Origin of the sequence: Streptomyces albus subsp. chlorinus, assembly GCF_013302895.1 — a bacterium.
Classification (GTDB): Bacteria; Actinomycetota; Actinomycetes; order Streptomycetales; family Streptomycetaceae; genus Streptomyces; species Streptomyces chlorinus.
Genome location: NZ_VJOK01000001.1, coordinates 2,991,002 through 3,001,320, shown reverse-complemented (window position 1 = coordinate 3,001,320; position 10,319 = coordinate 2,991,002). Strand labels below are relative to the sequence as shown.

General features: G+C 72.2%; 7 protein-coding genes, 1 tRNA gene and 2 pseudogenes. 3 read left to right on the top strand and 7 right to left on the bottom strand.

Annotated features, from left to right (window positions below; translation table 11 throughout):
* Window positions 1-46: 46 nt before the first annotated feature.
* The 5 genes from FM076_RS13360 to FM076_RS13340 form a co-directional block, all read right to left on the bottom strand.
* The gene (locus tag FM076_RS13360; protein ID WP_173870580.1) at window positions 47-655 is read right to left on the bottom strand and encodes a 50S ribosomal protein L25/general stress protein Ctc; all 609 of its coding nucleotides are present in this window, start codon (window positions 653-655) and stop codon (window positions 47-49) included.
* A 282-nt stretch (window positions 656-937) separates the two neighbouring features.
* Window positions 938-1,915, bottom strand: coding sequence for a ribose-phosphate diphosphokinase (locus tag FM076_RS13355; protein ID WP_173870578.1), 978 nt, complete (start codon window positions 1,913-1,915; stop codon window positions 938-940).
* A 158-nt stretch (window positions 1,916-2,073) separates the two neighbouring features.
* The gene (glmU, locus tag FM076_RS13350; protein WP_173870576.1) at window positions 2,074-3,651 is read right to left on the bottom strand and encodes a bifunctional UDP-N-acetylglucosamine diphosphorylase/glucosamine-1-phosphate N-acetyltransferase GlmU; all 1,578 of its coding nucleotides are present in this window, start codon (window positions 3,649-3,651) and stop codon (window positions 2,074-2,076) included.
* Window positions 3,652-3,763: 112 nt separating this feature from the next.
* Window positions 3,764-3,835, bottom strand: a tRNA-Gln gene (locus FM076_RS13345).
* 12 nt (window positions 3,836-3,847) lie between these two features.
* Entirely contained in the window at window positions 3,848-4,711 is an 864-nt protein-coding gene (locus FM076_RS13340) for a hypothetical protein (protein ID WP_173870574.1), read from the bottom strand.
* Window positions 4,712-4,891: 180 nt separating this feature from the next.
* On the opposite strand from FM076_RS13340, the gene FM076_RS13335 reads away from it, so the two are divergent.
* On the top strand, window positions 4,892-6,553 hold the full coding sequence (locus tag FM076_RS13335; protein ID WP_173870572.1) for a sensor histidine kinase: 1,662 nt from the start codon (window positions 4,892-4,894) through the stop codon (window positions 6,551-6,553).
* Window positions 6,554-6,956: 403 nt separating this feature from the next.
* On the opposite strand, the pseudogene FM076_RS13330 reads toward FM076_RS13335, so the two are convergent.
* Together FM076_RS13330 and FM076_RS13325 are read right to left on the bottom strand one after the other, a co-directional pair.
* Window positions 6,957-7,427, bottom strand: a pseudogene (locus FM076_RS13330) (SUKH-3 domain-containing protein); the annotation flags it as partial.
* Window positions 7,424-8,053 carry a YwqJ-related putative deaminase gene (locus FM076_RS13325; RefSeq protein ID WP_173870569.1) on the bottom strand — a complete coding sequence of 210 codons (630 nt, stop codon included), beginning with the start codon at window positions 8,051-8,053 and terminating at the stop codon, window positions 7,424-7,426. The pseudogene FM076_RS13330 and the gene FM076_RS13325, both read right to left, overlap by 4 nt.
* 364 nt (window positions 8,054-8,417) lie before the next feature.
* Here FM076_RS13325 and FM076_RS13320 point away from each other — a divergent pair, with 364 nt between their 5' ends.
* Window positions 8,418-9,431 (top strand): SMI1/KNR4 family protein, encoded by a 1,014-nt coding sequence (locus FM076_RS13320; protein ID WP_173870568.1) that lies wholly within the window; start codon window positions 8,418-8,420, stop codon window positions 9,429-9,431.
* A gap of 7 nt (window positions 9,432-9,438) precedes the next feature.
* Window positions 9,439-10,319: pseudogene (locus tag FM076_RS13315) on the top strand (SUKH-4 family immunity protein); the annotation flags it as partial.

The following is a 10,319-nucleotide window of genomic DNA, read 5'->3' as shown; positions in this document are numbered from 1 at the left end:
CCCCGCGCCGGCGTGGGCAGCAGCCGGGCTGTACTCGGCTACTCGGTTACTCGGCGCTCTCGCCCGAGCCGCTCTCGCCGGCCTCGCCCTCGGCACCCTCGGCCGCGGGCTCCTCGGCCTGGGCGGCCAGCACCTGCAGGACGGTCTCGTCACCGTCGATGGCCAGCGACGTGCCGGCCGGCAGCTTGATGTCCTTGGCCAGCACCGAGTCGCCCACGTTCAGGCCCTCGACCGAGACGGTCACCGTCTCCGGGATGTGCGTGGCCTCGGCCTCGACCGGCAGCGAGTTGTAGACGTGCTCCAGCAGGTTCTGGCCCGGGGCCAGCTCGCCCTCGATGTGGATCGGGACCTCGACCTGGACCTTCTCGCCCTTCTTCACGACCAGCAGGTCGACGTGGACGAGGAACTGGCGGATCGCCTCACGCTGGACGGCCTTCGGGATGACCAGCTGCTTCTTGCCGTCGATGTCCAGGTTGATCAGGACGTTCGGCGTCTTGAGCGCCATCATCATGTCGTAGCTCGGCAGCGCCACGTGCACCGGGTCGGAACCGTGACCGTAGATGACCGCGGGGATCTTCTCCTCACGGCGCAGACGGCGGGCGGCGCCCTTGCCGAACTCGGTACGGACGGACGCGGTCAGATTCACATCAGCCATGCTGTGCTCCTCGTCAACAGGGGGACGGAAATGCGGTGCCACTCGGTCCCGACGGACCTGCTACGAAGAGCGCGCGTCGATAACGGAGCATCCGGACCCCGAACCCCCAGAACCCCAGGGAATCCCCGGAACCCCGGGGAAAAGGACCGGCCTCCCTCGCCGAGCGACTCGCAGAGTCTACGCGGCGAAGGAGGCCGGCCGGAAATCGATCAGCTACGGGCGCCGGAACGGTTCAGCAATCCCGCATGGCGCGAGGAATCCCCAGGGCGGCACGCCCGGAAGTCACGCCCGCTCCTCGAAGAGGCTCGTCACCGAGCCGTCCTCGAACACCTCACGCACCGCACGGGCGATCGTCGGAGCCATCGACAGCACCGTGATCTTGTCCAACTCCAGCTCACCCGGCGTCGGCAGGGTGTTGGTGAAGACGAACTCGCTCACCTTCGAGTTCTTCAGCCGGTCCGCGGCCGGACCCGACAGCACGCCGTGCGTCGCCGTCACGATCACATCCTCCGCACCGTTGGCGAACAGCGCGTCCGCCGCGGCGCAGATGGTGCCACCCGTGTCGATCATGTCGTCCACCAGGACGCACACCCGGCCGTTCACATCACCGACAACCTCGTGCACCGTCACCTGATTCGCCACATCCGGATCCCGCCGCTTGTGGACGATCGCCAGCGGCGCGCCCAGCCGGTCCGCCCAGCGGTCCGCGACCCGCACACGGCCCGCGTCCGGCGAGACGACCGTCAGCTTGTTGCGGTCCGTCTTGGCCGCCACATAGTCCGCCAGCAGCGGCAGCGCGAACAGGTGATCCACCGGGCCGTCGAAGAAACCCTGGATCTGGTCGGTGTGCAGATCCACCGTGAGAATCCGGTCCGCACCCGCCGTCTTGAACAGATCCGCCATCAGCCGCGCCGAGATCGGCTCCCGGCCCCGGTGCTTCTTGTCCTGCCGCGCGTAACCGTAGAACGGGACGATCACCGTGATGCTCCGCGCCGAAGCCCGCTTCAGCGCGTCGATCATGATCAACTGCTCGATGATCCACTTGTTGATCGGAGCCGTGTGGCTCTGCATCAAGAAGCAGTCCGCGCCGCGCGCCGACTCCTGGAAGCGAACGTAGATCTCCCCGTTCGCGAAATCGAAAGCCTTGGTCGGGACCACCCCGATGCCGAGCTGCTTGGCGACCTCCTCGGCGAGTTCAGGGTGGGCGCGGCCGGAGAAGAGCATGAGTTTCTTCTCGCCGGTCGTCTTGATCCCGGTCACTGCTGTTGTCTCCCTGTGTGGTGCGCCGCACAGCGGCTCAGCGGGGGGCGGCGTCAGTTAGCCGTCGATCCTGCGAAGGCGGCGTCGGTTTTCGGCCGCATGGCCAATTGGGCTCTCCATAACCGTACGCCCCGCGTCATACAACCGGATACCCGGTCTTAACCCTCCTCCGCCGGAACCTGCCCCGCGGCACCCCGCGCCGAACGATCCGATTCGGCCGACCCCGTCGGACCAGCCCCCTCGGCCCGCCCCACGGTGTCCACACCCCGGGACGAGACGTCCGCATCCCGGGACGCCGCCTCCCCGTTCAGCGCCGCCTCCGCGGCCAGCGCAGCCGCACTGCCAGGACGCTTGCGCGCCACCCAGCCCTCGATGTTGCGCTGCTGCCCACGCGCCACCGCCAGCGAACCCGGCGGCACATCCTTCGTGATCACCGAGCCCGCCGCACTGTACGCACCATCCCCCACCGTGACAGGAGCCACATACATGTTGTCCGCCCCCATCCGGCAATGAGAACCCACCGTCGTGCGGTGCTTGCTCTCACCGTCGTAATTCACAAAGACGCTCGCCGCACCGATATTGCTGTGCTCACCGATCTCCGCGTCACCCACATAGGAGAGATGCGGCACCTTCGTCCCCTCACCCAGCACCGCGTTCTTCATCTCCACATAACTACCGGCCTTCACCTTCCGGCCCAGCCGCGTCCCCGGACGCAGATACGTGAACGGCCCCACCGACGCTTCCTCGCCGATCTCGGCACCCTTCGCCACCGTATTGCTCACCGACGCCCCCGCACCGACCCGCGTATCGGTCAACCGCGTGTGCGGCCCCACCTCGCACCCCGCACCCAGATGCGTGGCACCCAGCAGCTGCGTACCCGGAAGCACCACCGCGTCCGGCTCGTACGTCACCTCCACATCCAGCCACGTCGTCGCCGGATCCACCACCGTGACGCCCGCCAGCATCGCGTCCTCCACCAGCCGGCCGTTGAGCATCCGGCGCGCCTCCGCCAGCTGCACCCGGTTGTTGATCCCCGCGATCTCCCGGTGATCCGCCGCCACCGACGCCCCCACCCGGTGACCCGCCTCACGCAGAATCCCCAGGACATCCGTCAGGTACTCCTCGCCCTGACTGTTGTCCGTCCGCACCTTCCCCAGCGCCTCCGCGAGCAACCGCCCGTCGAACGCGAACACCCCCGAATTGATCTCGCGGATCGCCCGCTGCTCCTCCGAGGCGTCCTTGTGCTCCACGATCGCCGTCACCGCGCCGTCCGCCGCGTCCCGCACGATCCGGCCGTACCCCGTCGCATCCGGAACCTCGGCCGTCAGCACGGTCACGGCGTTCCCGTCCGCGGCATGCGTGTCCGCCAACTGCTGGAGCGTCGCCCCCCTCAGCAGCGGCGTGTCCCCGCACGTCACCAGAACCGTGCCCGACAGATCGCTGTCCGCCAGCTCCTCCAGAGCCATCCGCACCGCATGACCGGTGCCGTTCTGCTCGTACTGCACAGCCGTCCGCACCTCGGCGTCCAGCTGCTCCAGATGCGCGGTGACCCGCTCCCGCCCGTGGCCCACGACCACGACCAGCTGCCGCGGCTGAAGCGCCCGCGCGGCGCTCACGACATGACCGACCAGGGAACGGCCGCAGATCTCGTGCAGAACCTTCGGCGTCGCCGACTTCATGCGGGTGCCCTCACCCGCTGCGAGAACGACGACGGCTGCCGGGCGAGTGACGCTCACGGAGGTGCCCTTCGGCTTCGGGGGTGGGTGCTGCTCCGCAGGATACCGGTGGGTTCGCCGAAGGGAGGGGATGGGCGGGTGGGGTGGGGAGCCGCCCCGCCCGATGAGTGGGCTCCCCTGCCAGGACTCGAACCTGGAATAATCCGTCCAAAGCGGACCGTGTTGCCCATTACACCACAGGGGATGGCAAGTTGGTCTAATTCGGACATCCGGGACTGGGTGCCGAACCGACTGCCCCTACTATGCCGTACCACCAGCCCTCGATGCGACGGTAAAGATCGGCGCCCTGCAGAACGCGGACGGCCAGGCAGCCGCGATAGTTCTCGCCGACGTTCTTCCGGACGGTCCTGGGGTTGTGCTTCTTGATTGTCGTTTTGTAGAAGGACTCCGGGCCGGCGCCGACGAGGTCGGCCCAGTACCGCTCCGCCCCGTGGACATCCGCGGACTCATGAATCATCACTGTGAAGCGGAGGCGTGTCCTCTCCACGCCGAGCAGGTCGAGCCAGGCCAGATAGAGCCGGATCATGTCCGGATCGCTGTTCACGAAGGCGACGGTCTCATCCCGTCGGTACGGCTTGCTCTTGGCGCCCTCTGCCCAGTAGAGCCCCACCCCGATCAGGAACAGCTCCCGATCGCTCAGGGTGCCGATCTCCGCTGTGGCGGCGGCCTTGGTGCGCAGGCGCTCTTCCTCCCGCAGGGCGAGCGTGCGCTCCCAGCCGCGCCGGGCGATCGCGGATGCCTCCTCGCGGGTGCGGCGCGGGGGCCGCGGCAGGTCCCGTACCCATAGGGAGACCGAGCTGCGGGAGACGCCGAGTTCCAGTTCGATGCGGTCGTAGGTCCATCCCTGGCGGCGCAGTTCGCGGGCGCGGGCGCGGAGGTCGTCCTTGGCGTTGGGGCGGCGGGTCCAGGCGGGTGGGGGTTCGCCCTGGACGAGGCGGTTGAGGAGGTCGTTGTTGGAGACCTTGAGCCGGTCGCGGATCTGGCGGCGGCTGAGACCGGCGCGGCGCAGCGCGACGGCCTGTTCGCGGAGGCGTTCGTAGGTGTCCTGCGTGTGTGTCACAAGGGTGACTCTCGCCGGACACGAAGGGGCCGCGCAGGGAAAATGCGTTCCCTTCCTTCGTTCGAGTGGTTGGTGAAATGTTCGATTGCGGAAACGTCCGGTCGCGGACAGATACGCGGAATGGGGCGTTCCGGGGTTCGAGCGGAAAAGGGGTGGTCGGCGGTCGTTAGGGTGGTCGGTATGACCGAGACGGGGGAAAACCGTACGCGGGGCGGGCCCTGGTGGTGGTGGGAGCGGCCACGGAGTGCGGTGCTCGACGCCGCCCTCGCGGCGGCCTCCGCGGCCGAGTGTGCGATCCAGGGCCAGGGCTTCGCGGAGGAGACGGGGATACCGGGCGCGCTGGCGGTGGTGCTCGGCGTCGTCGCGGGAGCGACGCTGGTGCTGCGGCGGCGCTGGCCCATCGCCGTCGTGCTGGTCGCCATCGCCGTCATCCCCGCCGACATGGGCACCTTCCTCGGCATCGTCGGCCTCTACACCCTCGCCGCGACGGAGGTGCCGCGCCGCGTCACCGGTCTGCTGGCGTCGATGGCCGCTTGCGGGACGCTGGCGATGGCCGCCTTCCGGCTGGACCAGGCCATCGGCCAGGACCCGGACTTCAATCCCTCGTCGTGGTTCGTCCCGCTGATCGCCGTCCTCATTTCGGTCGGTATGACCGCGCCGCCCGTGCTGCTGGGCCTGTACGTGGGGGCGCGGCGGCGGCTGGTGGAGTCGCTGCGGGAGCGGGCGGACGGTCTGGAGCGGGAGCTGTCGCTGCTGGCGGACCGTGCGGAGGAGCGTGCCGAGTGGGCGCGCAACGAGGAGCGCACCCGTATCGCGCGGGAGATGCACGATGTGGTGGCGCACCGGGTGAGTCTGATGGTGGTGCACGCGGCGGCGTTGCAGGCGGTGGCGCTGAAGGACCCGGAGAAGGCGGCGAGGAACGCGGCCCTGGTGGGGGACATGGGCCGGCAGGCCCTCAACGAGCTGCGGACCATGCTGGGCGTGCTGCGCGCGGGCGATGCGGAGAAGGCCGGGAAGCCGGGGAGGGCCGCGGCGGAGTCCGGTGAGGGGGCGTCCGCGGTGCCGGGCTCCCCGGGGACGCCCGGCCCAGCAGGAGCGTCCGGCCCATCCGGCCCATCCGGCCCGTCCGGCTCTTCCGCCGGGGTGCCCGGCGCCCTGCCGTCCGGTGGCGGCGCCACGGAGGCTTCCTCCCGGCTGGTGGAGTTCGCGTCGGCCGTGGCGGACCAGGCGCGGACGGATGACGTTCCCGAGGGGGCGCCGGGCGCCCCGGATGCGGCGTTCGCGGCGGGTCCGGGAAGCTCCGGGGGTCCCGGGAGCGCGGGGCGCGGGGCGGACGGGGCGTACGCCGGGGGCGGGGGAGACGGGTCCGCCGTCCCGTCCGGTGCGGGCGCCGGCGCGGGAGCGGGTGTCGGTGCGGGCGCAGGAGCGGAGGCGTCCCTCGCGGGGCCGTCGCTCGCGCAGCTGGACGCACTGGTCGGTCAGTCGCGTGCGGCGGGGATGACGGTGGAGCTGAGTGTCGAGGGGGACCCCGGCGGTGCGTGCCCGCCGTCGGTGGAGCAGACGGCCTACCGGGTGGTGCAGGAAGCGCTGACCAATGTGCACAAGCACGCGGCGGGTGCGGCGACGCGGGTGCGGGTCGCCCACCGTGAGGCCGAGGTGGCGCTCCAGGTGGAGAACGAGCCGGCGGCCGACGGCGCGGCCGACGCGGGGCTGCCCAGCGGGGGGAACGGCCTGGTGGGGATGCGGGAGCGGGTGACCGCGCTGGGTGGCGGGTTCGTCTCCGGGCCCACGGACGCGGGCGGCTTCCGGGTGTCGGCGATCATTCCGTACGCGCGTCGCTGAGCCGCGCGGCGCCCCTCGGCCCGCCCACGGCTCCGCCCCTGCCCACGGCTCCGCCTCTGCCCACGGTTCCGGCTCTGTCCACGGCTCCACGCCGGGCTCCGGCCCTGCCCACGCCTTAGCCCCTGGCTCCGGCCCCGCCCACGGCCTCGCCCCGGGTTCCGGCCTCGCCCCGGGCTCCGGCCCCGCCCACGGTTCCGGCTCCGCCGAAGTCCCCGCCGAAGCTTCCCCCGAACGTCCCGGCCGCGGCCCTCCCGGCCGCAGCTCCGGCCGCCCCGCCAGCAGCCCCGTCCGTGGCCCCGGTCGCGGTTCCGGCGGCGGCCCCGCCCACGGCCCCGTCCGCGGTTGCGCCCACCGTGCCGGTGACGGTTCCGGTGGTGTCCGGTCGCGGGGCGGGCGGGATGCCGGCGCTGAGCCTGGCGGGGATGTGGCCCATCAGCAGGGCGGAGAGCGCGGAGTCGAAGTCGGCGCCCAGGTACCAGTCGCCGGTCGCGTCGAGGCTGTAGACGCGGCGCTGGGCGTCGATGGCGAGCAGCGCCTCGTCCTCGCCCTCGGTGCCGAGGGGGCAGACCTGGGTGCCCAGCGCGCGGCCGAGGTCGTTGAACGTGCGGGCCGCGTGCAGTCCGGCGAGCGGGTCGATGCGGACGGGGGCGGGCGCGAGGTGGCGGCCGGGCCCTGTGGGGACGATGTCGAGGGCGCCGAACTCCGCCCACACCTCCACGGCGGCGGGGAAGACCGCGTGCCGGTGGCCTCCGGGGGAGACGTAGCCGCGGAGGGTGTCGGCCCATTCCTCGGCCTGCCGGATGTCCCAGCGGCCGGGTTTCCAGCCGGCGTTGCGCAGCGGGTCGTCGACGGCGACGGGGAAGCGGGTGGTCACTGGGTCTGCTCCTGTGCCGGGTCCACGGCCCGTACCCCGAAGTGGGCCAGCAGGGGCGCGCAGGAGCGGCACGGCGGGACGTAGGTGCCGTGCAGCGGGTCGCCGTCCTCGCGGATGCGGCGTGCGGTGAGCTTGGCGTGCTTCAGGGCGCGCTTGGCCTCGCTGAGGGTGAGGGGTTTGGGCGGCTTGCTGGTACGGGGTGCCTTGGTGGCCTTGTTGGCGGCGGACTTGCCGTTCTTCGCGGGTTTGCGGGCGCTGCGTCTGGCCGCGCGGGCGGTCTCGGTCGCGGTCAGGTAGCGCGAGAGCAGGACCGCCTCGGGGCAGCGGCCGGTGCTGCGGGAGCGGCGCTCGGTGGTGAGGGTGTCGAGGAAGTCCTGCACGAGGGGGTGGTGGGTGGGGGGACGTTCGCTCTTGCTGCCCGTGCAGGTGAGGGTCTCGCCGCGGATGGACAGCGCGGCGGCGACGGCGGGAAGGATGCCGTCGCGGCGCTGGCGGAGGACCGGTGCGGTGGCGCTGAGGGAGTCGGCCGCGTTGGTCCAGCCGATGCGCGGGTCGCCGCTGTATGTGGCGGCGTGCTGCGCCGGGAGCGCGGTCTGCGCCTGCCGTGTGTACGCCTGTTGTGCCATATGCAATGGAGCTTCCTCCCCGAGTGTCCCCTTAAGTGCCGGGGCTCGCCCAAGTATGCAGTGTGGCCCACGAGTCGATCATTCCCCCGGTGGCGTCATGCCCGTGTGAGACCTGCGGGGTACGGCGATGTGGCCGATTCCGTACGGGAGACGGGGTCCGGGGTCCGGGTGCCGGTGGCGCGTACGGGCGGACGCCGACGACGTGTACGAGGGTGCGTCGACGACGTGTAGGAGGGTGCGCGGCGGGCCGGACCCGTGCGGTGGCGGGCCGGCGGGCCGGCCACCGACCACCAGGGCCGGTGTCTGCCCGTGCCCGTACCGCATAGGCTGTTCGTCACCAGCCAGCACCAGCAGGGGGCAACGCATGACGACAGGTCGGCCTGGGCTGGGGGCTCCTCCCGGCCCCCGGGGCCGGGGGAACGCCGCCGCGCCACCGAACCGGGCGTACGCCGGGCAGGTCGTGAACTTTCCGGACCCCGTCAGGGCGGCCCGGCATCCGCACGGGGTGCGGGTCGACCCCGGCGGGTTCCCGGACTTCTCCGCGTACGCCCGCGCGGCGGCGGAGATCGCGGAGCCCCCGGACGGTTTCGGCGGGGACGAACTGCGCCTGACGGACTACGTGTCGGCCAACGCCGCTCTCCACGCCGAGGGCCATGAGCTGTGGGCGGACCTGCCGCCTGTCGCGACCCCGCACGGCTGGACGTGGCACCACGTGCCGCACAGCCGCCGCATGGAGCTGGTCCCCGTGGAGGTCAAGGCGCTGCTGCGGCACCACGGCGGGCTGGCCACGGCGGCCGTCGACCACGACAAGACGGGCACGCGCCCGCTGCAGGAGACCCGCCCCGCGCACTTCGCGGTGCCGCACGGCCCCGAGCCGGCGGTGACCGAGCGGCAGGTGGTGGACGTGGAGGAGCGGCTCGGCTACCGGCTGCCCGGCGCCTACCGGGCGTTCCTCAAGGCCGCCGGCGGCTGCGCGCCCGAGGGCGTCGCGCTCGACGCCGAGCTGGGACTGCTGGTGGACCAGCCGTTCTTCACGGTGCGCGACGACGCCGCCGTCAATGACCTCGTCTACATCAACAAGTGTCTGCGCGACCACCTCACCAAGGACTACCTCGGGGTCGGCTTCGTCCAGGGCGGTCTGATCGCCGTGAAGGTGAAGGGCGAGGAGCGGGGTTCGGTGTGGTTCTGCGCGTACGACGACGCGCGGGACGCCGACGGCATGCAGGTCCAGGAGCGGGTGGAGCGCCTGCTGCGGCCGTGCGGCGCGGACTTCGACGAGTTCCTGCTGCGGCTGGCCGGCAACCCGCCGGAGCTGGAGACCGTGGCGAACCTGATGGTGGACGGCGGCTTCGCCCGCGCCGTCCCTGTGGAGAGGTGAGAGCGCGATGGTGACCTTGGCGCAGGCCCAGGAGCGCGCCGAGCGCTGGATCAACGGCGACGTGCCCGGCTACCAGCACCGCGAGGTGCACGTACGCGAGTTCGACCTGGGCTTCGTGGCCTGGGCGGAGGACCGCGAGGGCGGTCCCGTCTCGGACGGCGGCAACCTCCGGCTGGTCATCGCCCGGGACAGCGGCGACACGACCCTGTGGCCGGCGCTGCCGGTGGGCGAGGTCATCCGGCGCTACGAGGAGGAGTACGGCCTCGAGGAGCCGGCCGCGCCCGCCGCGCCGCCCAAGCGGCTCGATCTGGAGGCCACCTCCTTCCTGCTGACGCCGCCCGAGTGGCTCCAGGAGGCAGCCGACAAGATCGGTATCCCGGACCGGCGCCCGGGCCCCGCCTCCACCTCCGCGCCCGGCTCCGCTTCGGCGTCGGGGCCCGCTTCGATGCCCGGGTCCGCTTCCGGCCCGGCCCCCGGGACCTCCGGCCCGTCCGGTTCCTCTCCCTCCTCCGCGGGTGACGCGGTGGCCGCCTCGGCGGGGAACGGGGCCGGGGCCTCCGCGCGGGCCGCGGAGTCCGGGGCTTCGGGCGGGTACGGCATGCCGGGCTCCCCCGGAACCCCGGGCTCCCCCGGAACCCCGGGCTCTCCCGGAAGCTCCGGCGCTGCTGGAGCCTCTGGTACCCCCGGCGCCTCCGGTACCCCCGGCGCGTCCGGCGCCCTCGGTTCGCCGGGTGCCTCCGCGCCGGCCGGGGCCAGCCCCTGGGACGGTGCCGACACCGGTGGGGCGGGCAGCGGGGAGGCCCAGGCGCCGCCCGCGACGGTGTTCGCGCCGCCGCTGATGGGCAGCGACGAGGACGACACCCCGCCGCCCCCCGGCTCCGAGGCCCG